Annotated in this window: 27 protein-coding genes and 1 pseudogene; 16 read left to right on the top strand and 12 right to left on the bottom strand. The window is 70.0% G+C overall.

The window, feature by feature from the left end; translation table 11 throughout:
• Positions 1-149 precede the first annotated feature (149 nt).
• A pseudogene (locus tag ACIBLA_RS15235) lies at positions 150-1025 on the top strand (IS5 family transposase).
• A 176-nt stretch (positions 1026-1201) separates the two neighbouring features.
• The gene (locus ACIBLA_RS15230; protein WP_399198846.1) at positions 1202-1684 is read left to right on the top strand and encodes a GNAT family N-acetyltransferase; all 483 of its coding nucleotides are present in this window, start codon (positions 1202-1204) and stop codon (positions 1682-1684) included.
• Positions 1685-1857: 173 nt separating this feature from the next.
• Here the strand turns inward: ACIBLA_RS15230 and ACIBLA_RS15225 are convergent, their stop codons facing one another.
• A complete protein-coding gene (locus ACIBLA_RS15225; RefSeq protein ID WP_399198845.1) occupies positions 1858-2091 on the bottom strand; it encodes a hypothetical protein in 234 nt (77 codons plus the stop codon).
• A 522-nt stretch (positions 2092-2613) separates the two neighbouring features.
• On the opposite strand from ACIBLA_RS15225, the gene ACIBLA_RS15220 reads away from it, so the two are divergent.
• Entirely contained in the window at positions 2614-2802 is a 189-nt protein-coding gene (locus tag ACIBLA_RS15220; RefSeq protein WP_399198844.1) for a hypothetical protein, read from the top strand.
• 148 nt (positions 2803-2950) lie between these two features.
• Here ACIBLA_RS15220 and ACIBLA_RS15215 read toward each other — a convergent pair whose 3' ends face one another.
• On the bottom strand, positions 2951-3406 hold the full coding sequence (locus tag ACIBLA_RS15215) for an ATP-binding protein (RefSeq protein WP_399198843.1): 456 nt from the start codon (positions 3404-3406) through the stop codon (positions 2951-2953).
• Positions 3407-3601: 195 nt separating this feature from the next.
• On the opposite strand from ACIBLA_RS15215, the gene ACIBLA_RS15210 reads away from it, so the two are divergent.
• Positions 3602-4177, top strand: a complete 576-nt coding sequence (locus ACIBLA_RS15210; RefSeq protein WP_381948723.1) for a TerD family protein — start codon at positions 3602-3604, stop codon at positions 4175-4177.
• Positions 4178-4351: 174 nt separating this feature from the next.
• Here the strand turns inward: ACIBLA_RS15210 and ACIBLA_RS15205 are convergent, their stop codons facing one another.
• A complete protein-coding gene (locus ACIBLA_RS15205) occupies positions 4352-5365 on the bottom strand; it encodes a zinc-binding dehydrogenase (protein WP_399198842.1) in 1014 nt (337 codons plus the stop codon).
• A 90-nt stretch (positions 5366-5455) separates the two neighbouring features.
• On the opposite strand from ACIBLA_RS15205, the gene ACIBLA_RS15200 reads away from it, so the two are divergent.
• The 3 genes from ACIBLA_RS15200 (at position 5456) to ACIBLA_RS15190 (ending at position 8444) form a co-directional block, all read left to right on the top strand.
• On the top strand, positions 5456-7171 hold the full coding sequence (locus ACIBLA_RS15200; protein WP_399198841.1) for an IlvD/Edd family dehydratase: 1716 nt from the start codon (positions 5456-5458) through the stop codon (positions 7169-7171).
• Positions 7172-7321: 150 nt separating this feature from the next.
• Positions 7322-7732, top strand: a complete 411-nt coding sequence (locus ACIBLA_RS15195) for a cold shock domain-containing protein (protein WP_363242032.1) — start codon at positions 7322-7324, stop codon at positions 7730-7732.
• Between the two features lie 64 nt (positions 7733-7796).
• A complete protein-coding gene (locus ACIBLA_RS15190; protein ID WP_363242033.1) occupies positions 7797-8444 on the top strand; it encodes an SIMPL domain-containing protein in 648 nt (215 codons plus the stop codon).
• Here ACIBLA_RS15190 and efeU read toward each other — a convergent pair.
• The 3 genes from efeU to efeO all read right to left on the bottom strand — a co-directional run bounded on the left by efeU (position 8431) and on the right by efeO (position 11855).
• A complete protein-coding gene (gene efeU / locus ACIBLA_RS15185; RefSeq protein ID WP_399198840.1) occupies positions 8431-9345 on the bottom strand; it encodes an iron uptake transporter permease EfeU in 915 nt (304 codons plus the stop codon). The genes ACIBLA_RS15190 and efeU overlap by 14 nt on opposite strands.
• A gap of 64 nt (positions 9346-9409) precedes the next feature.
• Entirely contained in the window at positions 9410-10693 is a 1284-nt protein-coding gene (gene efeB, locus ACIBLA_RS15180; protein ID WP_399198839.1) for an iron uptake transporter deferrochelatase/peroxidase subunit, read from the bottom strand.
• Positions 10694-10703: 10 nt separating this feature from the next.
• Positions 10704-11855: an iron uptake system protein EfeO gene (efeO, locus tag ACIBLA_RS15175; RefSeq protein ID WP_363242037.1), complete on the bottom strand. Its 1152-nt coding sequence runs from the start codon at positions 11853-11855 to the stop codon at positions 10704-10706.
• Positions 11856-12054: 199 nt separating this feature from the next.
• On the opposite strand from efeO, the gene ACIBLA_RS15170 reads away from it, so the two are divergent.
• From ACIBLA_RS15170 to ACIBLA_RS15140, 7 genes are all read left to right on the top strand, one after another.
• Positions 12055-12474, top strand: a complete 420-nt coding sequence (locus ACIBLA_RS15170) for a molybdopterin-binding protein (RefSeq protein WP_399198838.1) — start codon at positions 12055-12057, stop codon at positions 12472-12474.
• A gap of 145 nt (positions 12475-12619) precedes the next feature.
• Entirely contained in the window at positions 12620-12910 is a 291-nt protein-coding gene (locus ACIBLA_RS15165) for a hypothetical protein (RefSeq protein ID WP_399198837.1), read from the top strand.
• A 355-nt stretch (positions 12911-13265) separates the two neighbouring features.
• Positions 13266-13505 (top strand): ABC transporter permease subunit, encoded by a 240-nt coding sequence (locus ACIBLA_RS15160; RefSeq protein ID WP_363242039.1) that lies wholly within the window; start codon positions 13266-13268, stop codon positions 13503-13505.
• A 131-nt stretch (positions 13506-13636) separates the two neighbouring features.
• Positions 13637-14113 (top strand): VOC family protein, encoded by a 477-nt coding sequence (locus ACIBLA_RS15155; protein WP_363242040.1) that lies wholly within the window; start codon positions 13637-13639, stop codon positions 14111-14113.
• Between the two features lie 51 nt (positions 14114-14164).
• Complete coding sequence (locus ACIBLA_RS15150) at positions 14165-14578, top strand: metalloregulator ArsR/SmtB family transcription factor (protein ID WP_363242041.1); 414 nt, start codon at positions 14165-14167, stop codon at positions 14576-14578.
• Entirely contained in the window at positions 14575-15072 is a 498-nt protein-coding gene (locus tag ACIBLA_RS15145; protein WP_363242042.1) for an SRPBCC family protein, read from the top strand. The genes ACIBLA_RS15150 and ACIBLA_RS15145 overlap by 4 nt, the downstream gene beginning before the upstream one ends.
• Positions 15073-15088: 16 nt before the next feature.
• A complete protein-coding gene (locus ACIBLA_RS15140; protein ID WP_399198836.1) occupies positions 15089-15493 on the top strand; it encodes a cytidine deaminase family protein in 405 nt (134 codons plus the stop codon).
• A gap of 115 nt (positions 15494-15608) precedes the next feature.
• On the opposite strand, the gene ACIBLA_RS15135 is transcribed toward ACIBLA_RS15140, so the two are convergent.
• The 3 genes from ACIBLA_RS15135 to ACIBLA_RS15125 form a co-directional block, all read right to left on the bottom strand.
• Complete coding sequence (locus tag ACIBLA_RS15135; protein WP_363242044.1) at positions 15609-16295, bottom strand: HAD family phosphatase; 687 nt, start codon at positions 16293-16295, stop codon at positions 15609-15611.
• Between the two features lie 84 nt (positions 16296-16379).
• Positions 16380-17234, bottom strand: coding sequence for a tetratricopeptide repeat protein (locus ACIBLA_RS15130; RefSeq protein WP_399198835.1), 855 nt, complete (start codon positions 17232-17234; stop codon positions 16380-16382).
• 365 nt (positions 17235-17599) lie between these two features.
• Entirely contained in the window at positions 17600-18280 is a 681-nt protein-coding gene (locus ACIBLA_RS15125; protein WP_363242046.1) for a TetR family transcriptional regulator, read from the bottom strand.
• A gap of 127 nt (positions 18281-18407) precedes the next feature.
• Between ACIBLA_RS15125 and ACIBLA_RS15120 the strand changes: the two genes are divergently transcribed.
• Both ACIBLA_RS15120 and ACIBLA_RS15115 read left to right on the top strand, forming a co-directional pair.
• Positions 18408-19337 (top strand): SDR family oxidoreductase, encoded by a 930-nt coding sequence (locus ACIBLA_RS15120; RefSeq protein ID WP_399198834.1) that lies wholly within the window; start codon positions 18408-18410, stop codon positions 19335-19337.
• A gap of 147 nt (positions 19338-19484) precedes the next feature.
• Positions 19485-20558 carry a lactonase family protein gene (locus ACIBLA_RS15115; RefSeq protein WP_399198833.1) on the top strand — a complete coding sequence of 358 codons (1074 nt, stop codon included), beginning with the start codon at positions 19485-19487 and terminating at the stop codon, positions 20556-20558.
• Between the two features lie 110 nt (positions 20559-20668).
• Here ACIBLA_RS15115 and ACIBLA_RS15110 read toward each other — a convergent pair whose 3' ends face one another.
• The 3 genes from ACIBLA_RS15110 to ACIBLA_RS15100 form a co-directional block, all read right to left on the bottom strand.
• A complete protein-coding gene (locus ACIBLA_RS15110) occupies positions 20669-21589 on the bottom strand; it encodes a hypothetical protein (RefSeq protein ID WP_363242049.1) in 921 nt (306 codons plus the stop codon).
• A gap of 95 nt (positions 21590-21684) precedes the next feature.
• Positions 21685-22683: a BadF/BadG/BcrA/BcrD ATPase family protein gene (locus tag ACIBLA_RS15105; RefSeq protein ID WP_363242050.1), complete on the bottom strand. Its 999-nt coding sequence runs from the start codon at positions 22681-22683 to the stop codon at positions 21685-21687.
• Entirely contained in the window at positions 22680-23354 is a 675-nt protein-coding gene (locus tag ACIBLA_RS15100) for a uracil-DNA glycosylase (RefSeq protein ID WP_363242051.1), read from the bottom strand. Before ACIBLA_RS15100 ends, ACIBLA_RS15105 begins: the two co-directional genes overlap by 4 nt.
• Positions 23355-23383 lie beyond the last annotated feature (29 nt).

Below are 23383 nucleotides of genomic sequence, written 5' to 3'. Positions count from 1 at the left end.
AACCCCAAGCCGTTCACATGGACCAAGAGCGCCGACGAAATCCTCAACTCGTTAGCGAAATATATCGCCAGGATTTCAGGCGCAGGACACTAGGGCCACCCTAGTCCGTGTATCGAAAGTGGATCTTGCACTGTGGATGATCATGGTTCATGGGGCGGGGAGATCTCACGGATGAACAGTGGGTGGTGCTGGAGCCGTTGTTGCCGAAGGGGGCGAAAGCGGGGCGGCCGCCTGTTTGGCCGCGGCGGCAGCTGATCGACGGCATACGGTTCCGGGTCCGTACCGGCGTCCCCCTGGCGGGACGTACCCGTCGAGTAACGGGCCGTGGAGCCGGATCTACGACCTGTTCGCCGATGGCAGCGGGACGGCACCTGGCACCGAATCCTCACTCAGCTCCACGCCCTGGCCGACGCGAAGGGTGCGATCACTTGGGATCTGAGCGTCGACTCCACGGTGTGTCGCGCTCATCAGCATGCGGCCGGGGCCGACAGCAGGGCGACTTGCAGAAGGAACCGCCGGGTGGTGTGTTCACCGAACCCGTTGATCACGGACTGGGACGCTCGCGCGGCGGGTTCACCACCAAACTGCACCTGGCTGTCGAGCAGGGCCAGAAGCCCATGTCAATCGTGGTGACTGCTGGGCTGCACGGCGACTCGCCGCAGTTCGAGGCCGTACTTGAGAAAGTTCGCGTGCCCCGCATTGGGGTGGGCCGGCCGCGCAACCGACCCGATCGCGTGCGCGCTGACAAGGCGTACGCCTCCCGCAAGAACCGCGCCTACCTGCGTAGAAGAGGTATCCGCTGCACCATCCCGGACAAGGCGGACCAGGTGCGTAACCGTAAGCAGCGCGGCTCCCGCGGCGGTCGGCCGCCGAAGTTCGACCCGGTCGACTACCGCGAGCGCCACGCGGTCGAGTGCGGAATCAATCGCCTCAAGAGGCACCGTGCCGTCGCCACGAGATACGACAAGTTAGCGGTCCGCTACGAGGCGACCGTCCTCATCGCAGCCATCAACGAGTGGCTGTGATCGAAGCATTCGAAATGCGCGCCGGGCGCTACGATGCGGAGCATGGAGTGCTTTGACGCTTGGCGTATACGTCACTGAGGGGCCCGGCTCACCGCCAATCCTGTTGCCGGGAGCGGGCCGACCGATGCCCTGTTCCGCCCGGGTATCAAGCCCTCAGTCTGAGAGGCAACACTTCCATGCTCATCCGCGCGTTCACCCAGCACGACCTGGCGCCACTCACCGAACTCACCATCGACACGTTCCGACCGTTCTACGAGGACTCCTTCCGCCCATTGATGGGCGAGGACGTCTTCACTGTTCAGCACGGCAACTGGCGCGACGACTACCGCAAACAGGTCGCCGAACTCCACGCGCCCGAACGGCACACATACATCGCCATCGCCGAAGTCGATGACGCCATCGCGGGCTACGTGGCGTGGAACGTGGACCAGGCCCGCAAGAAGGGTGAGGTCACGATCCTCGCCGTCTCGACCGAGCATCGACGCCACCACGTGGCTACCGCACTGTGCGAGCACGCCTTCGCCCAAATGCGGGCCCTCGATGCCGAGGTCGTCGAGATCGGCACCGGAGGAGACCAGTTCCACGCGCCGGCCCGAGCCCTCTACGAGGCCCTCGGATGCACTCCCCTCCCGCTCACGGTCTACTTCCGTCAGCTCTGACACCTCCCGGACGGGCGCCCTCGGGCACCCGTCCGGGTTCGGCAGTGGGCTAAAAGTCCACTTCCGTAACAGGCTCTAGGCACCAGGCCGCCGTCCTCTTCGCGATGCTCCGCGACGGAACCTTCTACGAACCCCAACCCGCCGCGGCCAGGTGAGAAGTTCAGACCGATCAGTCAGTCCTCCGGCCGCAGCCGCCGACGAGCGGTCTCAAGCCGCTGGTCATAGTCACGCGCGAACAGCTCCGGAAGCGCTTTGTCCAATGTCCCGGCAATCCTATGGATCGGTGCCCAGACCGCCGGATCGTCGACAACGCGGCTGAGGTCCGACATCTGGAGCTTCTCCAGCCAGTGCGACAGCACCAGTGCCTCGTCAGTCGTGAGCTTGATCGTGACCTGGCTATCACCCATGCACACACCCCTATGACCTGGCCCCCCGACCACATGAACCTACTGGTCTTCGACCTTGACCACACACATAGGGGCCGCCGCGGCAGCAAGGTGTACCTGGTCGTGGAGGGTGTGCCTTCCCGGATCTCCCGGTGGACGAACCCTGCGACAACAAGCGCCTGCGCAAGGCCGCCGAGCCGCTGCGTCGGGTCACCCGACTGCCGGCCACCGACACCTCCATGTGGAGCGACGATGTGTGGATCGTGGACTCCGCGCCGGTGGAGTGCGGCCGCTCACGCGAGACCGTCAAGTGCTCCGACCTGGCGCGCGCGTCAGCGGTGAGGGCGGTGTTTCGGGGCCGCGCACAGTGGAACTGGACCCTATGTCTGACCAGCGGCCAGCCCCTCACCCGACCCGGATGCGCGGCGCGCCCAAGGCGTACGCGCCACCGCAAGCCCGGGGGGCAGCGTCGGCTACCGGCGATGGGCCGGCATTCTCATCTGGCTCGCAATCATCATCGCGGTCCTCGTGGTGGTTGCGTTCGTGGCGAGCCTTGTCCTGCTCGCACAGGCGGACTCGGACGTGGGGAACGCTGCCTACGGTTACCTCGCCATCTTTCTCTGGTTCGGGATCGCCGCCGCGATCCCGGTCCTGCTCGCGGTCGCCATCCCCGGTGTGGTCGTGACGCGGCGTGCGCGGCAGCAGCGGCAGGCGGGGATCACCCCTTCGTAACGCGCCGCCAGGCGTGCACGACGCCGTCGCAGCACTTCCGGGCCGTGGGCACCCGCTTCGACAAACCGGCCCCCGCTGCCTCGCCGGCCTTCGACTCGCCTCGCTCATCCTCTGGCTCCGGAAACCGCGATCGTTTGTCAGACACGGCTCAGGGCCTGTCTTCGCCGTCCGCGAGGCGGACCTTGACGCGCTTGCCGACCGGCTCCCGGCGGACGTCGTATTCCTCGCAGAGCGCGATGACGATCTCCAGCCCGTGCTGCCCGATCCGGCCGGGCTCGGCGGCGCTCGGCACCGGCAGCGTGGAGTCGGTGTCCCACACGGTGATCTCCACGATGTCCCCGTCGACGACCAGATCAAGGAGGCAGGGGCCGGGGGCGTACTTGCACGCGTTCGTCACCAACTCGCTGACCACGAGCTGCGCCGCACCGATCACATGCGACGGCACCGTCCGGCCGTGCTCGGTCCGGATGCCGCCGAGGAAGTCGGCGGCGAAGCGGCGTGCTTCCCCGATCATCGCCGAATCCCCGTCGAAGACCGCGCCGCGTGTGAGCACCCGGCCCGTGGCCGGGCAGCGGTCCTCGGTCTCTTCCAGGCGCTGTTCCATGAATGCGATCCGTTCCCCGTGGCGGCCCGTGGGGGAGGGCCTGTTCTCCGTTCCTCTCACCGCCTGCCCCGCTTCAGCCACTCCAGTCCCAACGGAGGCCAACGAACCGTACAAGCCTGGTCGATACCGGGACCGTCACGTGCGCGGTGTTATAGATTTTGATCCACTTTTCAGTCACGAACACAGGAGGAGATCGTGGGCGTTTCCCTGGGCAAGGGTGGCAACGTATCGCTGAGCAAGGAGGCTCCCGGCCTGACCGCCGTGCTCGTCGGCCTCGGCTGGGACGCGCGCAGTACGACGGGTGCGGACTTCGACCTCGACGCGAGCGCGCTGCTCGTGAACAGCGCCGGCCGGGTGCTCTCCGACCAGCACTTCATCTTCTACAACAACCTCAAGAGCCCGGACGGTTCGGTCGAGCACACCGGCGACAACCTCACGGGTGAGGGCGAGGGTGACGACGAGTCGCTGAAGGTCAACCTCGCGGGTGTGCCCGCCGATGTCGACAAGATCGTTTTCCCGGTCTCGATCCACGAGGCCGGCTCGCGCGGGCAGAGCTTCGGCCAGGTCCGTAACGCGTTCATCCGCGTGGTGAACCAGGCGGGCGGTGCCGAGCTGGCGCGCTACGACCTCACCGAGGACGCGTCGACGGAGACCGCGATGGTCTTCGGCGAGCTGTACCGGCACGGTGCGGAGTGGAAGTTCCGCGCGGTGGGCCAGGGTTACGCCTCCGGACTGGCCGGCATCGCTGCCGACTTCGGCGTCAACGTCTGACGACGAGCGCGAGCAGCGGCACACACCCCGGCACGATCGCGGGGGCACGTGTACGAGCGGGACGGCGGCGGCCTCGATACGGTCCGCCGCCGCCCGGTTCGAACAACGGTGATCCGCCTGCTCGTTGACCGCCCGCCCGTCAGGCCGCCGGCCATGTCCCCGAGCCGCGGCGGCTCACAGCCGGGGGTCGACGTGGATCTTGGGCCCCGGTCCGGCTCCCTCGGGCCGTACGCCCGCCAGCACCTCCGCCAGTGACTCCAGCGCCACCGTGGCCGCGACCAGCGGACGCGGATCGACCGCGCCCGACGCGTAGTGCCCGATGGTGCGGGCGAGTGCCGGCGACGCGCTCAGCACACCCACGGCGGTGACGTCCTTCAACGCCAGCGCACGCGTGTCGATCCGGCTCGGCACACTCGCCAGACCGATGTAGACGACCCGCTTGCCCGGCTCCACGAGTTCCAGCGCCCGCGCCGGAAGATGCGCCGCGTTCGACGCGTCGATCACCGCGTCGAAGGGCAGATCAGGGAGCCCGTCGGCCGTCCACGCACCGTGCGCGCCCACGGAGCGGGCGAAGTCCAGCGACGCCTCGTCCAGCCCCTGTACATGCACCTCCACGCCGCGCGCCAGGGCGAATCGCGCCGCCAGCAGACCGATGGTGCCGGGACCGAGCACCAGCAGCCGGTCGCCGGGGGACAACGCGGCGGCCTCGACCGCGCGCAGCGCGTTACCGCCCGGCTCGACCATGGCGCCCGCCACCCTGTCCACGCCGTCCGGCAGCGCGTGCAGCGAGGAGACCGGGACGGCGACCTGTTCGGCGAGCGCGCCGGGACGGCCGTGCCGGATGCCCAACTCGTAACGGTCCTCGCACACATGGTGCAGCCCGCCCCGACACCGCCGGCAGTGCCCGCAGCCGAGCATGGTGTCCCCGGTGGTGCGCCGCCCGAGCCAGCCGGGCTCAACTCCCTCACCCACGGCCGAGACGGTGCCGCACCACTCGTGGCCGATCCGGATCGGATACGTGGCGTGGCCGTCGTGCAGATAGCTCATCTCGCCCGTGTAGAACTCGATGTCCGTCCCGCACACACCCACCCGGTCGACGTCCACGACGACCTCACCGGGCCGGGCGACGGGCGGCTCGACGTCCCGCACCTCGCACCGGCGCGGCCCGACGATGAAAAAAGCACGCAAGGACGACCTCCTGGAAGGGGTGGCCGGACGGCGGGTACGACCGCGGGTGCGCCCTTCCCGGTACGGCTCAGGGAAGTTAGGGTGCCAGCCATGCCGGAGCAGCGCAGCTCGCAGTGGTACGCGGGAACGGACCGGAACGCATACATCCACCGGGCGTGGATGCGCCGGGGACTCCCCGCCCATGCCTTCGACGGCCGCCCGCACATCGCCATAGCCAACACCGCGTCCGACCTGACGCCCTGCAACGCCCATCTCGGCGAGGTCGCCGAGAGCGTCAAGCAGGGCATCTGGGAGGCCGGCGGTGTCCCGATGAACCTCCCGGTCGTCTCCCTCGGCGAGACGCTGGTCAGACCCACCGCCATGCTGTGGCGGAACATGGCGGCGATGGCCACCGAGGAGATGCTGCGGGCCAACCCCATCGACGGTGTGGTGCTCCTCGGCGGCTGCGACAAGACCATCCCGTCCCTGCTGATGGCGGCGGCGTCCGTCGATCTGCCGGCCGTGGTGGTGCCCGGCGGTCCGATGCTGACAGGCACGTTCCGCGGCAAGCCCCTGGGCTGCGGCACGGACGTGTGGAAACTCAGCGAGGAGGTACGGGCGGGAACGCTCTCCGAGGAGGAGTTCCTGAGGTCCGAGTCCTCGATGATCCGCAGCCGGGGACACTGCAACACCATGGGCACCGCGTCGACGATGGCGTGCGTCGCGGAGGCGCTGGGCACCACGGTCCCCGGCGTCGCGGGCATCCCCGCCCCGGACAGCCGGCTGCTGGAGAGCGCCCACGGCACGGGGCGGCTCGTCGTGGAGATGGTCGCCGAGGGCCGCCGCCCCAGCACCACACTGACCAAGGGGTCCTTCCTCAACGCGATCGTCGCCCTGGCGGCCGTCGGCGGCTCGACCAACGCCGTCGTCCATCTGCTCGCCATCGCCGGGCGGCTCGGCATCGACCTCACGCTCGACGACTTCGACCGCACCGGCGGCGGTGTGCCGTTGCTGGTCGACCTCCAGCCCGCCGGCCGGCATCTGATGGAGGACTTCCACCGGGCCGGCGGACTGCTCGCCGTTCTGCACGAGGTCAGGGACCTGCTCGATCCGCGGGCGCTGACCGTCACCGGCAGACCGCTGGTCGACCATCTGGACGGGGCGCGGATCTGGGACGACTCCGTCATCCAGCGGCGCGCCGAGCCTCTTCAGGCCGACGCGGGCATCGCCGTGCTGCGCGGGAACCTGGCCCCGTCGGGGGCTGTCATCAAGCCAGCCGCCGCGTCGCCCGAGCTGCTGAACCACCGGGGCCGGGCGGTGGTCTTCGACAGCATCGAGGACATGCACGCACGTATCGACGACCCGGAACTCGATGTGGACGCCTCGTCGGTGCTCGTGCTCCGGGGCTGCGGTCCCAAGGGCTACCCCGGAATGCCCGAGGTGGCGAACCTGCCGTTGCCCACCAAGCTGCTGGAGCGGGGCGTGCGGGACATGGTGCGGATCTGCGACGGCCGGATGAGCGGGACGGCGTACGGCACGGTCGTTCTGCATGTCGCGCCCGAGGCCGCGGCGGGCGGGCCGCTGGGGCTCGTACGTACGGGGGACTGGATCGAGCTGGACGTCGCCGGGCGCCGCCTGGATGTCGACGTACCGGCGGAGGAACTCGAACTGCGGCGCCCCGCCGAGGAGATGACCGGCGCCTTCGCCGCTCCCGCGCGCGGCTGGGAACGTCTCTATGTCGACCATGTCATGCAGGCCGACACTGGAGTGGACCTCGACTTCCTCGTCGGGTCGAGCGGCCACGAGGTGTCGCGCGAGTCGCACTGAGGGCACGCCACACTGGGCGCACGCCCCGACTCGTGTCGATCTGGCGAGACGGATTCTCGCAGGCGGGCGGATATGAGAGGTTGTCCGGGGGGTCCGCTGTGGATCCCGTTGAGGTAGCCGAGGTAGCGGTAGGCCGTGGAGGTAGTGGTTGTGTTGCACGTAGGTCGAGTGCTGAGGTTCGACGAGGTTCGCGGGTACGGGTTCATCGTTCCCAGTGAAGGGGACGAGGACGTGTTCATGCACGCCAACGATTTGCTGGACGACAAGTACCAGTACAAGGCGGGCAGTGAGGTCGAGTACTTCCTGGAGATGGGGGACAAGGGCCCCAAGGCATCACAGATCAGACTGGTGAACGCGCCGTCGCCGAACCGGAGCACGTCGGGCAACGGACCGGTGGATCCGCACGGCGACTACTCGGACGTACTGTCCCCGGCCGAGTTGCGGAACGAGCTGACCGAGGCGCTGCTCCAGGCGGACGGGTCTCTGACGGGTGATCAGATCAAGCGGGTGCGCACGTCGGTGATCGAGCTGGCGCGCTCGCACGGCTGGCTCGAATCCTGAGCTGGTCCCCTGAGAGCTGGTGAACGGGCGTCGGGCCGATCCCCGCCCTGGTTGGATGAGCGGCATGAACGGTACTCAGTCCATAGACGCCCCTTGGGGCATATCGGTGTTCGGCGCGGCGAGTGTGGACGCCGCGCCGGACCTGGCCCGGCTCCGGGTGGCGATAGCGCAGACCCGGCAGCAGCCGGGCGAGGCCTTCGAGGTGACCAGGGGCGGGGTCAACCGGATCCGGGAGGTGCTGCGCGGCCACGGCATCCTTGACACCGCCGTGTCGACGTCCCGTCTCGACCTGAAGTCCCTCTGGACCTACGGCAACGAGCGCAAGTTCCGCGGCTACGAGTGCACCGCCTCGTTCGTGATCGAGCTGCGTGAACTCGACATACTGGAGACCGCGCTCGTCGACGTCGTGGAAGCCGGGGCGAACCAGGTCGACGGTGTCGAGTTCGACGTGCGGGCGAAGAAGGAACTGCGCGCACGGGCCCGCACGGCAGCCGTGGCCGCCGCGCGGGAGAAGGCGGACCTGTACGCGGAGGCCGCCGATGTCCGACTCGGTCAGGTCATCCATATCAAGGACGTGGACTCCGAGCAGATGCGCAACACCTACCGCAGCCACAGCAGCGGTGGTGGGGACGGGGGCGACGGCGACCTGACCCCCGGCAAGGTCAGCGTCTCGGCGGGCGTGATCATCGGCTACTCGATCATCGAGGGCTGACTGTTCCTTCGCTCCCCGGGGGCCGGACAACGGCGTCTTCGGGGGCCGGCTCCGGGTCGGCCTTCGGGGGCGCCACCGGCGCGGGCCGCCCGGTCGGCTTTCCGCGCTGCGGCGCGAGGAAGAAGAGCATCGTCGGAATCAGATACAGCGCCCACACCGTCACCTGCGCGACGGTCGGATCGGGCTGGAAGTTGAAAACGCCCTTCAGCAGGGTGCCGTACCAACTGTCCGGCGGGACCGTGCTGGTGATGTCGAACGCCTTGTTCCGCAGCCCGCCGACGAAGCGCGCCTCCTGGAGGTCGTGCACGCCGTAGGCGAGAACGCCCGCCGCCACGATCACCAGCATCGAGCCGGTCCACCGGAAGAACCTCGCCAGATTGATCTTCAGTGCGCCCCGGTAGAACAGCCAGCCCAGCACGAGCGCCGTGGCGATCCCCAGCAGCACCCCGATCAGCGGCCCCGACCTGCCCTCCCCGCCGGCCCGCACCGACGCCCACACGAACAGCGCCGTCTCCAGCCCTTCCCGGCCCACGGCCAGCAGCGCGGTCGCGACCAGGGCCCCCGTTCCCATCTGCAGCGCCGCGTCGAGCCTGCCGTGCAGCTCACTCTTGAGATGCCGTGCGGTACGCCGCATCCAGAAGATCATCCAGGTCACCAGGCCCACGGAGATGACCGACAGCGAACCGCCGAGCAGCTCCTGTGCCTCGAACGTCAGCTCCTGGGAGCCGAATTCGAGCGCGGCGCCGAAAGCCAGCGAGACGGCGACGGCGATACCGAGACCGAACCACACGGGCCGCAGCGCGTCGCGGCGGTCGGTCTTGACCAGATACGCCACGAGGATGCAGACGACCAGGCTGGCCTCCAGCCCCTCGCGCAGCCCGATCAGATAGTTGCCGAACATGCCGGCCGTCCTTCCGCCGATGTCACTGTGCCGGTCACGGGAGTGCGGGTCACGAGAGTGCCGGTCACGAGAACAGCTCCCGTCCCCACCAGTCGTCCTTGTCCCGGACGCCCGGGGGTACGGCGAAGACCGCCGAACCCACGTGCTGGATGTACTCGTTGAGCGCGTCGGCCCGCGACAGACTCCGCTGTACGGGGATGAACGCCTCCCGCACGTCGTGCTGGTACGCGAGGAAGAACAGGCCCGCGTCGAGGCGGCCGAGTCCGTCCGTACCGTCGGTGTAGGAGTAGCCGCGCCGCAGCATCCGCGCCCCACCGTTGGAGTCGGGGTGCGCGAGCCGTACGTGTGACGTCGGCAGCATCGACTTGAGGAACGGCTCGTCGTGCTCCTTGGCCTTGCCGACCGCCGCGCCCTCGCCCTTGTCCCGGCCGAAGACGTCCTCCTGCTCCTTCAGGGAGGTACGGTCCCAGGTCTCGATCCGCATCGCGATCCGGCGGGCCACGAGATAGGAACCGCCGGCCATCCAGCCGGGCCCGGCCTCGCCGGACACCCACACATGCCGGTCGAGCGCCGCCGTGTCGGTGCCCGCGACATTGCGGGTGCCGTCCTTGAAACCGAAGAGATTGCGCGGCGTCTGCGCCTCGGGTGTCGTGGACGACGTCTTGCCGAAGCCGAGCTGAGACCAGCGGATCGCGACCCGGCCGAAGCCGATCCGGGCCAGGTTACGGATGGCGTGCACCGCGACCTGCGGATCGTCGGCGCACGCCTGCACACACAGATCGCCGCCGCTGCGCGCCGGGTCGAGATTGTCACCGGGGAACTTCGGGAGGTCCACGAGGGCTTCGGGCCTGCGGCCCGCCAGTTCGAAACGGTCACCCTCCCCCGTGAACAGGGACGGCCCGAAGCCGATGGTCAGCGTCAGCCGGGACGGCTTGAGGCCGACCGCCTCACCCGTGTCGTCCGGCGGCGCCTCCGGCAGTCCGCCGAACGCCCCCTCGCCGACCGCGCGTCCCTCGGTCATCAACGCGGCAGCCGCCGTCCAGTCCTTGAGGAGCTGGATCAGCTCGGCCCGACCCTTGGCGGTTACGTCGAAGGCCGCGAAGTGCAGCCGGTCGGGGACGGCCGTGGCGATCCCGGCCTGGTGCGCGCCGTGGAACGGGACGGCCGCGCCCGCCGACCCGGCGGACTCCGTCCCGTCCGGGCCGCGCAGCGCGACGGCCGTACCGCCGGCTACGGCGGCGCCGAGTGCGAGCCCCGCACCGCCCCAGCCGATCACCGAACGCCGGGACGGCGCTCGGTCTCCGGGGGTCGCGTCCATCGCTTCGTCGGTGTCTGTTTCGTCTGTCATGTCGGCGCCGCTACTTCACGACCGCGGCGGCGAGCTTCGACAGCGGCTCGGCCAGCGCGTTCACCGCGTCGGACAGCTCCTTGCGCTCCGCCTTGCCGACCTTGTCGTACGACGTGAACACGTAACTCGTCTTGCCCTCACGGTACTTGTCGAGCAACGTGTTCAACGCGGCGAACTGCGTGTCGAGCTCGGAGGTCAGCGCCGCGTCGTTCTTCGACGCCACCGGCTTCAGCAGCGCGTACGACTTCTCGGCGCCCTCGACGTTGGCCTTGAAGTCGACCAGGTCGGTATGGCTGTACCGCTCCTCCTCGCCGGTGACCTTGCCGGTGGCGACCTCGTCCAGCAGTTCCTTGGCACCGTTCGCCATGGACGTCGGGGTGATCTCCGCCGTACCGACCTTCTTCTGCCAGGCGGTCAGATCCGTGATCAGCAGATCGGCGAGTTCCTTGTCGCGCGGGGTGATCTTCTTGTCCTCCCACAGAGACTTCTCCAGCCGGTGCCAGCCGGTCCAGTCCGTCTCGGGGTCCTGGCCCTCTTCGAGGCCGTCCGCGCGCAGGTCGACCTTCGGGTCGACGTCGCCGAAGGACTCCGCCACCGGCTCGGTGCGCTCCCAGCCGATGCGGGAGTCCGCGTACGCCCGCTTCGCGGCCTCGATGTCACCGGACTTCACGGCGTGGGCGAACACCTTCGCCTTCGGCAGGGTTTCCTCCGCCTGCTCCAGCGTGTACTGGCGGTACGCGGCGACCGCGGCGTCCAGCTCGGGATCGCGCTGCGCCGTCTTCCCGCCGCCGGTGGCCTTGACCTGCTGCCGGATGCCCTTGCCCTTCATGCCCGGCTTGCAGGCGATCTCGTAGTCGCCGGCCTTGATCTCCGCGGTGATGTTCGCCTTGGTGCCCGCACCGATGTTCTCGCGCTCGGTGACGATCCGGTCGTCGGGGAACAGGACGTAGACCTCGGTGACCTTCGAGCCCTTGTTCTCCACCGCCAGTTGAAGATGGCCGGCCGGGAACTCCTTCTTCGACACCTCGCAGGAGGTGTCGGTGGCCGTGACCTCTATCGCCCCGCCGCCACCGGCGTCGATCTTCTCGGCGCACGCCGTGACGGTGGTGAGGGCGGCGACCGCCGCGAGGGCGGTGACCAAGGAGAGACGGAAGGAGGGCATGAGGGCTCCAGCGGCTGAGGACAGTGTTCGTCGCTGCCCCGGAATGAGGCGAGCCTAAGTTAGCTGAGCCTTACCAATCCTAAATTCGAGCAAATTGCCAGATACTGGCGTCAATGGGTGGCTGGCCTTTGCTCATCCTTTTGAATGGCCTCGCTCCTGTCCGCTCCACGCCCGCCACCAGCGAGAGGCCGAACCTCATATGCAGCTGAGCATTCGCAACCAGCTCCCCGGCACCGTAACCACCGTCACCCCCGGGGAGGTCATGGCCACGGTTGGGGTCCATCTGTCGGGTGGGCAGGACGTCACCGCCGCCATCACCCTGGAGGCGGTCCAGGAGCTAGGCATCGAGGAGGGCGCCGCGGTGCGGGTGCTCGCCAAGGCCACCGAGGTCTCCCTGGCCACCGGGTCGATCGAGGGCCTGAGCATCCGCAACCGGCTGGCCGGCACCCTGATGGAGATCGTCCTCGGCCCGAACCTGGCGAACGTCAAGGTGGCCGTGGACGACGCCGAGCTGACCGCCGTGATCACCAGGGAGGCCGTGGAGGAGCTGGGGCTCACCCCCGGTACCGGCGTCACCGCGCTGATCAAGTCGACGGAGATCTCTCTCGCGGTCGGCTGAGCCGACCGCCTGTACCGCTGTACGGGTGTGTGTGGCTGTCCGGCTGACTGAATCTCCGCTCGTCCGGGGCCGCCCGGGTGCGGGACGCTTGCCGGCGCGTCCCGCACCCGGCGTCCCTCGCCCCGACCCCACCGGAGAGGCACCCATGGCGGCCATCGAACGAGGCGCGGCGCGCCGAGGCACTCGCGTCGTTTGCCTGGCCGTCCTGCTCGCCGCCTTCGAGGAGAAGCACCCGCGGATCGATGTACGGCCGGAGTGCACGCAGTTCGCGGACTACGTGAAGAGCCTCAAGCTCACGATGGCCTCGGACACCGCGCCCGACATCGCGCAGTACGCGGTGGGGATGGACGCTCTCGCCCAGCGCGGCGGGAACTGGCCGCGACGGCGGGCATCAGTCGCCCACCGCGCACGCTCAAGCAGTTCGAGGGCCGGCTAACCCGCGACGAGAGCGTCTTCCTGGTCAACGGGAACTGGGCGGCGGGCCAACTCGTGGGCGCCATGGGGGAGAACGTCGGTTTCTCCCCCAAGCCCGGTCCCGACGCGTCCGCGCGGTCCGTGGCGTCCGGCTTCAGCGCCGCGTGCTCCATCTCCTCTCGTACCGAACACCCGGAAGCGGCCGGGGCGTTGCTCGACTACCTGGCGTCGCCCCAAGCCGCCTCCATCGCCGCGGCCAACGGATTCCTCCCACCGGACCCGGACACGGACGCCGTGCCCGAACGGAAAGGCGTACTGGGTGAAGTGGCAGCGGCACACCGGCGAGTGGTCGCCGACGACGGCAGATCGCGCTGTTCATGCCGTTCGGCGTGTTCCGGATGCGCACCCACTTCCGCGCCACGCCGCCGTCGCTGGTGGAGGCCGCGCGTATCGACGGAGCCTCGTCCGGCACGATCCTGCTGCGCGTGCCGCTGCCGCTGGCCCGTCCGTCGCTCATGACCCTCGGGGTGCTCGTCTTCATGTGGTCCTGGAACCAGTGCCTGCTGTTCCAGCGCGGTCTTGTGACCGGGCTGCCCCAGGGGGCGACGAAGGGCTGAGGTGGCCACATCTGAGGCGGCTACCCGCCTCAGCGGCTACTTCTGCGCTGAGTTTCGGCCGGTGGGACAGTCAGAAGAGAAAGAGAAGACGAAGAAGCGGCGCCGAACCGCGACGACACCGGGAGACAGCCATGCCGAGGATCACCCCCAATCTCTGGTTCGACGGCCAGGCCGAGCAGGCCGCCGAGTTCTATGTCGGAATCTTCCCGAACTCCAGGATCACGGGCATCACCCTCTACGGTGAGGCCGGTCCCGGACCGGCCGGCACGGTGCTGACGGTCGAGTTCGAGCTGGACGGCCGGTCGTTCCTGGGGCTCAACGGCGGTCCGCAGTTCACCTTCGACGAGGCCGTCTCGTTCATGGTCGAGTGCGCCGACCAGGACGAGATCGACCACTACTGGTACAAGCTCTCCGAGGGCGGCGAGGAGGGGCCCTGCGGCTGGCTGAAGGACAAGTACGGACTGTCCTGGCAGGTCGCTCCCACCGGCATGAAGGACATGCTGAACGATCCCGACCCGGAGCGCGGCCAGCGGGCCATGAAGGCCATGCTCGGCATGAAGAAGATCGACCTCGCCGCTCTGCGCGCCGCGGCCGACGGCACCGGCTGATACTTAAGCGGTCACTTGACTGTTGGGCTCCCGGCTGTAATAGTTAAGTACGTGCCTAACTATGAAGGCTCGTTGGACGCGGTGTTCCAGGCGCTGGCGGACCGGACCCGACGGGACATGGTCGAACGGCTGATCCGTGGCCCGCTCTCGGTCAGCACGCTCGCGCAGCCTCTGGAGATGTCGCTGCCCGCCGTGATGCAGCACCTCCAGGTGCTCGAAGCATGCGGCCTGGTCCGGTCCGAGAAGGTGGGCCGGGTCCGCACCTGTCACATCGAACCCGCCGGGCTGCGGATGGCCGAGGGCTGGATCGGGCGGCAGCGCACCGACTGGGAGCGCCGCCTGGACCGGCTCGGGGAGCACCTGGGTGAGCGCGCGGGCGTCCGGGGGAGCGGCCATGTGTGCGGCCACGAGCCGGAACAACCGCCGACAGATCAAGGACCGGCAGAGCAAGGGAGCGCATCATGACCGACTACACCGGGACCGACCGGGCCGTCACCGACCACACCGTCACCCACGCGACGTTCACCATCGAACGCCTCTACGCCGCACCGCCGGCCCGCGTCTTCGCCGCCTGGTCCGACCCGAAGGCGAAAGGCAGTTGGTTCGCCGACGCGGAGCACCCGTACGAACTCGACTTCCGGGTCGGCGGCCGGGAGGTCACCCGTGGCACGGCCCCCGACGGCACCGCCATGACATTCGCCTCCGTCTACCACGACATCGTCCCGGACGGGCGGCTCGTGTACGGCTCCACACTGCACGGCGGGAAGACCCTGGCGACCGCCTCGCTCACCACCGTGGAGTTCGAGCCCGACGGCGAAGGCACCCGGCTGATCCTCACCGAGCAGGGCAGCTTCCTCGACGGACACGAGAAGCCGGAGTGGCGCGAGCACGGCACCGGCGAATGGCTCGGCGCCCTGGGCGCGTATCTGACCCGGAACGGCGAGGGTGTCACGCAGTAGCGTTCTCCGGGTGAACATGCCTTCGAACAGTGAACTCATCGACAACGCCCAGGCGTTGCTCCACCCGCACCGGGTGGGGGACCGGCTCTTCGGGGATGTGGCGGCCACCCTCGTCACCGACTCAGGAGCCCTCTACTCCGGTGTGTGCATCGACACCGGTTCGGGGACGGGATTCTGCGCCGAGCACGCAGCGATCGCCGCCATGGTGACGGCCCGTGAGTACCGGATCGTCAAGATCGTCGCCGTGTGGCGGAACGAGGAAGGCGCTCTGCACGTGCTGCCGCCGTGCGGCCGGTGCCGGGAGTTCGTCCGGCAGATCGAGCCCGCCAACATCGACGCGGAGGTGGTCCTGGGCCGGAACACGTCCCCCAGTCTGCGTGAGCTGCTGCCCGCCAACGAATGGCCTCAGCCGCTCGACTGACCGGACGCGGCATCGGCGGCGGGAGGCGGGCGGCGCGTACGGCGGGGTAGAAGCCCACCAGGCCGCCGATCGCCGGCGTCGCCGCCGCACCGCGCTCCCGCTCGCGCTCCCGCTCCTACTCCGTCCCGGTCAGCCAGGCGTACGCCGCCCCCGCCGTGAACTCGCTCTGACCGCGGGCGAACAGCAACTCCGCCCCGCGGAAGGCCGGATCGTCGGCTGTCTCCGGCACGTACGGGACGGCGACACACCGCATCCCTGCGGCGCGCGCCGCCGCCGCGCCGGGCGCCGCGTCCTCCAGCACCACACAGTCCGCCGGGTCGGCGCCGAGACGCCGCGCGGCCTCCAGGAAGACATCGGGCTCGGGCTTGCCGTGCGGGACCTCCTCGGCGGAGACGAAGAGGGTGAAGTACGGGTCCAGGCCCGTGCCGCCGAGGACGGTCTCTATGGCGGTACGTGACGAGCCGGACGCCACCGCCATCGGCACCCCCTGCGCGTACAGCAGCTCCACGAACTTCCGCATCTCCGGAAAGACCTCGGTCGAGGCACGCGCCAGCTCCAGATAGAGGCGGTCCTTCAGGACGAGCAGTTCGTCGACCGGCGCCGCGATTCCGTACTCCGCGCGCAGCCCCTCCAGCGTCTCGCGGGTGCTGATGCCGATGTACCGGGTGTGATGCTCCCAGCTGAAGTCGGGCACACCGTGCCGGGCGAGCAGTCGCCGACCGGCTTCGTAGTAGTTCGGCTCGCTGTCCACGAGGGTGCCGTCGAGATCGAAGACGACGAAGGGGGCACGCGCGGTGGTCATGCCCCCAGCATGCCAACCCCACCGGCCACTCGCGCGAGGGTGCCCCGCCGACCGGGGGAGTCCGACCCCGGTCAGGCTTCCGGATCAGGCGTCCGGGCGCCAGCTCATCCCGACCACCTCGACCGGCGGTGCCGACAGCCGCTCGGCCAGGGTGGTCCACCGGGTCGCCTCGGCGGTATCGCCGCGGGCCTCGTAGTGCGTGGCGAGCCTCCGGGCCCCTCGCGGATCGGCGAACTCCCACGCCGCCCGGCGGAACCACTCGGCCGCGCCGTCCTCGTCACCGCCCCGCGCGAGGATGATCCCCACGCTGTGCGCCGCGTTCTGGTGCTGGAGATCCGCCGCGTGCCGCCACGCCTCCAGGGCTCCGTCCACATTCCCGAGATCCAGCCGTACATGCCCCAGGTTGAACGCGCCGGACGGGTTGCCGCGCTCCGCCGCCTTGCTGTACCAGGGCTCGGCGGCCGTCAGCTCGCCCCTGTTGTCGTACAGCAGGCCGATGTTGAACGCGGCCTTGTCCGACCCCAGCTCCGAGGCCCGCAGATACAAGCTCATCGACTCGTCCTCGTCCCGGCCCTCCAGCAGCTTCCCGAGATTGAGCAGCGCGTCCCGGTGCTCGTCCGCCGCAGCCTGCCGGTACCAGCGCTCGGCCTCCTCCGGGTCGTCGCCTTCCTCCTCCGCGTCGAGAGCGAGCTTGAACGCGGCCTCGGTGACTCCGGCGTCGGCCGCGCGCCGCCACCACTCCCGCGCCCCGTCGAGATCCCGCCAGGTCGCCAGGCTCATGCCGAGAGCGTGCGCCGCGCCCGCGTGGCCCGCCTCGTACGCCTGCCGGAAAAGGTCCTCGGCGTCCAGCGCCCTTCCCTCGCGCTGTGCCGCCACCCCGCGCTCGTGAAGCTCCCGCGCCCCGGCCGTGACCTCGGGTGATTGTCCTGCGTCGCTCATATGTCGCCTCCCAACCCGCAACGACGAATCCGGCCCCCCGACGGTTCCCTGCCACCGCTCCGCACCCGCGACGGCGGCCCCGCCGTACGCCACCGACCCGCCACGCGGCAGAATCCGACGGGTCCAGGCACGGCTCACGCAGCACCCCCGAACACCACGGAGGCGCGGCATGCTGATCGTCGCGGGCAGGGGTTACGTCGATCCGGACGCGTCAACGTGTACGAGCGGTGGGAATCACGGGAGCATCTGGCGGCCCATCTGGCCCGTACAGCGCGGGAGTCACAGCCGTCCCCGGTCATGCTGAGCATGGAGATCACGCAGTACGAGATCGGATCGTCGGGCCCGTTCTAGGCGTGACGCGCGGGTCAGTGCGAGGCGCGTGCCAGCAGGCCCGACAGCACGACCTCCAGCACTTCCCGCAGCGTCGTCGTGAAGTCGATCCGCATGGCCGCCAGCGCCGGATCGGCCTCGTAGACCGCGAGCATCGCGGCCGACGGCTGGGCGTGGGTCCAGACCGCCCCCGTCGACATGACGCAGACGGCGGCGAACTTCGGCGCGTCCTCCTCGCGCAGCTCGGGTACGTGGCCGCGTACCAGCGCGGCCAGCGCGCCGACGTTCACGATCGCCGTGCGCTTGTACTCCGCCGCGACGGCCGGTGAGACGTTGCGCTCCAGGACCGCCGCCTGCGCGCTCATGAGGTCGCACAGGACGGGGCGGTCCGCCAGCGACGCGGCGAGCACATCGGCCACCTGGTCACCGCGCTCGGGCAGCGGCGCGTCGGCGTCGACGCCCGAGGCGAGCGCGCCTTCCAGATACTCCTGCCACTCCTGGCAGGCGATGTCGAGCAGTTCGAGGAGTACGGCCTCGCGGGACTCGAAGTAGCGAAGGACGTTCGACTTCGCCAGCCCGACGCGCCGGCTCAGCTCGTTGAGGCTCACCTGGGCGACCGGCATCTCGGTCAGCATCGACGCCGCCGTGTCGAGGATCGCCTGTCGGCGCTGGGCGCGCTGCTCCTCGCTGCGGGCGCGCTTGAACGTGTGTGCCATGGCACGAGTCTACAGACCTGCGGTCTGTTGTTATCGGACCGATGGTCTGCTAGCTTCGGAAGGAGAAGAGACCGGTGGTCTTCTATCTCCCCCATGTCCGCCGACCACCGCACCCGAAGGAGTCGTCATGTACACCGTCCCTGATCAGACCGGTAAGTACGCCGTCGTCACCGGCGCCAACAGCGGCACCGGCAAGGAGGCCGTCCGCCGTCTCGCCGACGCCGGCGCACGCGTCGTGATGGCCGTCCGTACGGTCGCGAAGGGCGAACAGGCCCGCGACGAGATCCTGGCCCGGCATCCGCACTCCACCCTCGACGTGCGCCGCGTCGACCTGGCCGACCTGGCCTCCGTCCAGGAGTTCGCCGACGGGCTCATCGCCGACGGCACCCCGATCGACCTGCTGGTCAACAACGCCGGAGTGATGGCCCCGCCCTCCCGGATCGAGACGACCGACGGCTTCGAGCTCCAGATGGGCAGCAACTTCCTCGGCCCGTTCGCCCTGACCGTACGGCTCCTCCCGCTGCTGCTCGCCGCCGAGTCCCCGCGCGTGGCCACCATGAGCAGCGGCGTGGCCAACTACGGCAGGATCGCCTTCGCCGACCTCCAGTGGAAGACCCGGAGGTACAGCGCGAACCGCTCCTACGCGCAGTCCAAGCTCGCCGACCTCATCCTGACCAGGGAGCTCGCCCGTATCTCCGCCGAGCGCGGCTGGCACCTGCTGAGCACCGGCGCGCACCCCGGCTACACCCGCACCAACCTCCAGACGGCGGGCGCGAGCCTCGGCACCGGCAGGACGACCCTCACACGCCTGTCCACCAAACTCGACTTCCTGCCCTCGCAGGAGGTCGAGCAGGGCACCGAACCTCTGCTGTACGCCGCGACCAGCCCCGACGCGGTCGCCGCCGGCTACTACGGCCCCGGCGGACGCTTCGGCCTCGTCGGCCCCACCACCACCGCGCGTACGACCAGCAGGGCGCTCGACGCCGAGGTCAACTCCCGTCTGTGGGCGGAGGCCGAACGCCTGACCGGCGTCGCGCTCCCCGGGCACGCCGTCTGAGCGGAGTTGTGCTTCCGGCCCATCCGAAAGGGTGAACCGGCCGCTGCGATGGGTAGTTGAGGCGGAGCACCCGACGCGACCGGTTGGTCTAGACCGCCTGCTACCGTCTGTCGGGCAGCCATCGAACGAACGACAAGGGGACGGACAGTGGGCGACACGAGCGACAGGCCGGGCGACAGGCGGGTCTATATCGGGTCGTTCACCTCGGCCGGCGGTCGCGGCATCATCGCCGCCACCGTCGACGCGGACACCGGGGCACTGACGGAACTCGGCGCGACCGACGCCCTCGCCGACCCCTCCTACCTGGCCCTCGCGGCCGACGGATCGGTGCTCTACGCCGTCTCCGAGGGGGAGGAAGGCGCGGCCGGCGCCTTCGAGGTCACGCCCCGCGCGTCGGGCCGCACCTCGGCGCCGCGTCTGATGGGCGAGCCGGTGCCGGTCTGCGGGTCGGGCCCCACCCATCTCGCCCTCGCCGCCGGGCATCTGGTCACCGCCAACTACGGCTCCGGCAGCGTCACCGTCCTGCCCGTCCTCGCCGACGGCAGCCTCGGCTCCGCCGCCGGGATGCTCCAGCACGAGGGCAACGGACCGCACCCCGACCGGCAGGAGGGCCCGCACGCCCACCAGGTGCTGCCCGACCCGAGCGGCCGGTGGCTGCTCGCCGTCGACCTGGGCACCGACTCCGTACGCACCAGCACGATCGACGCCGACAGCGGCGACATCACCGCGCACGCCGAGACCGCGCTGCGTCCCGGCACGGGACCGCGCCACCTCGCCTTCCACCCGGCGGGCACCCACGCCTACGTACTCAACGAACTGGAGACGACCCTCACCATCTGCCGCTGGGACGCCGACAAGGGCACGCTGGAGCCGGTCGGCGAGGCGCCCGTCCTCCCGGACGGTGTCGAAGCGGCGAGCTACGCCTCCGAGATCGTCGTCTCACGCGACGGCGGGTACCTCTGGGCCGCCGTACGCGGGCACGACAGCATCGCCGTCCTGAGGCTCGACGAGACGCGCGAGAAGGCCGTCCTGGTCACCACGGTGGACTGTGGCGGACGCTGGCCGCGCGATCTCACACTGGACCCGGCGGGCCGCAGGCTCTACGTGTCGAACGAGCACTCCGGCGACGTGACCTGGTTCGACCTCGATCCCGTGACCGGAGTCCCGTCCCGCGCGGGCTCGTTCGAGGCGCCCGGCGCCTCATGCGTGATCTTCGGCTGACGCGACCGCCGGGCAGCGCAGATCGCCAACCGCCGGACGGGGCCGGCAGATCAGGCCGTCCGGCGATCGAGAGGCACCGGCCACCGGGCGGGGCCGAGGCCACCCGGAGGTCAGCGCGCCGGCGTCTGCTGCGTCTGCGCGGAGATGCCCAGCGCGCTCGTGTACTGCGACAGCACCAGCTTGCCGACCGCCGGGTACGCGCCCAGCGCCTCGGACGTGGCGCAGTCGGCCTCCTTGAGCGCGATGTCGAGCAGGCCCTCGGGCAGTTCGGGCCCGATCAGATACGGGGCAAGCGCCAGCTGCGTCGAACCGGACTCGCGCAGCTGCTCGGCGACGGCCGCGACCGCGCCCTCGTCGTCGAGCGCCGCCGCCATCACCGGCACGGCGAGACGCGCGGCCAGCAGCATCCCGGTGATCCCCGCGGCCTGGACGGCCTCCTCGCCGCCCACCGTGGCGAGGATGATGCCGTCGGCGGCTGTGGCCACCGTGAACAGCCGCGCCCGGTCGGCGCGGGCGAGCCCGGCCTCCGACAGGCGCACATGTACCGCCTCGGCGAGCAGCGGGTGCGGGCCGAGGACCTCGGTCATCTCCGCCACGGCCTTGCTGTCGACAACCGCCTGGCGTATGCGCCTGACCAGGGAATTGTCGGGACCCGCGAGCAGCGGCACGACAACGGCCGAGATGCCCTCGGGCTCGCTGACCTCACGGCCGGCCGCCTTCGCCAGCTCGTAGCGCGCGAAACGCTGTTCGGCGTTCTGGGCCAGGACCGTGCCCAGCGCGGGGTACTCGTCGTCGTCGCCGTCCAGATAGCCGATCCGGGCATCCAGGCCCGGCAGCTCGGAACGCGCGATGCTGACGACCTCTTCGCCGAGGCTCCGCACCCCGGCGCTCGGGATGCCGGGCATGGCCAGCACCAGCGTGGGCGCGCCCTCGGGCGCCGCCACGGGTTCGGGTCGACGGTGCCGCCCCGACTGTCGAGGTCGGGGCATTCGTACAGGCAGGCCGGGTGCCGGCCCAGTGGGGGAGCTCATGGCGCCGAATGCTACTGGTTTTGTGGGGTCGGCTGTTCGGGGAGGGTCCGGTCGCGCGTCATCTGTCCATATTTTTTCGATATGCTGCTTACTGCTTATTCGCCCCGCTCTGTCGGAACGGACAACAGTCGCCCGTCGCACGGCAGTCGAAGCGAACCGGTCGCGAGGGCCGCGGCGATCCGCAACGCCCCCGCCAGCGGATCGCCCTCCGCCGGCACCGTCGTGGCCAGCGGCAGCCGGTCGGCCAACTCCGCCCGCAGGGGTGCGAGCAGCGGGTCGCCCATCTTGAACAACCCACCCGTCAGGGCGACTTCGCACCCCTCGCTCCGCGGACACACCGCCACGGCCGCGTCCGCGATATGCCGCGCCGCCTCGTTGACGATCTCCGCGGCGACCGGGTCGTGCGCCGCGCAGCGGGCCACCTCGGGGGCGAAGGAGGCGAGCACGGCGGGCCGGTCCGTACGCGGATAGATGAGCCCCGGCATCCCCGGCGCGGGGCCGAACACGGCTTCCATCCGGGACAGAAGTGCGGCCGAACCACCACGCCGCCCGTCGTACGCGCGCATCGCCGACTCCAGCCCCGCCCGGCCGATCCAGGCACCGCCGCCGCAGTCGCCGAGCAACTGCCCCCAGCCGTCCGCGCGCCGCCAGTCCGTCAGATCGGTGCCGAGCGCGATCATGCCCGTACCGGCGGCCACCACGGCGCCCGGACGCTGGCCGAGCGCCCCCGCGTACGCGGTGACGGCGTCGGCGGCCAGCGCCAACCGCGTTACCCCCAGGGCGCTTTCCAGCGCCGCAGGCAGTTCGGCGCGGAGCCCGTCGCCGAGCGTCGTCATACCGGCGGCGCCGATCGCGACGGCCAGCGGTGGCTCCGTGCCCGCGTCGGGGTCCGTGCCTTCCCGAGCGAGCAGCGTCCGCACGGCGGGCAGCAACTGCTCCAGCAAATGGTCCGGATCGATCCCCGAAGGGCCCGTACGGACCGGCTCGGTCGACACGGCGGTGCCGATCGTCCGGACGCCCGTGTCGCCGTCCGTCGACCCGAGGGCGATCCTCAGACCGGACCCGCCCGAGTCGACGCCGAGCACCCGGCTCACGGCAGCGGCCAGTCGACCGGCTGCGCGCCCTGCTGGACGAGGAGTTCGTTGGCCCGGCTGAACGGACGCGAGCCGAAGAAGCCCCGGTCCGCCGACATGGGGGAGGGGTGCGACGACTCGATCGCGGGCAGTTGGCCGAGAAGGGGGCGCAGATTGCGGGCGTCACGGCCCCACAGGATGGACACCAGCGGCTTGTTCCGCGCCACCAGGGCCCGGATGGCCTGTTCGGTGACCTCTTCCCAGCCCTTGCCCCGGTGCGCCGCCGGTTTACGGGGAGCGGTGGTGAGCGCCCTGTTGAGCAGGAGGACACCCTGCCGGGTCCACGGCGTCAGATCTCCGTTGGACGGCCGGGGCGCGCCGATGTCCGCGTGCATCTCCCGGAAGATGTTGTCCAGACTGCCCGGTACCGGCCGCACCTCGGGCGCGACGGAGAAGCTCAGCCCCACCGCGTGCCCCGGAGTGGGATACGGATCCTGCCCGACGATCAGGACGCGCACCTCGTCGAACGGCTGCTGAAAGGCGCGCAGCACATTCGGCCCGGCGGGCAGATAGGTGCGACCCGCTGCGATCTCCGCGCGGAGGAAGTCGCCCATCGCGGTGATGCGTTGGGCCACCGGGGCGAGGGCGTCGGCCCATCCGGACTCGACGATTTCTTTGAGTTCACGTGCCACGGGGCGTCACTCTAATGCGCCGTCGGTCT

The organism is Streptomyces sp. NPDC050433 (assembly GCF_044458565.1).
Taxonomy (GTDB): domain Bacteria; phylum Actinomycetota; class Actinomycetes; order Streptomycetales; family Streptomycetaceae; genus Streptomyces.
Note: the sequence above shows the minus strand (reverse complement) of the source record. Positions and strands in the feature narration are given on the sequence as shown.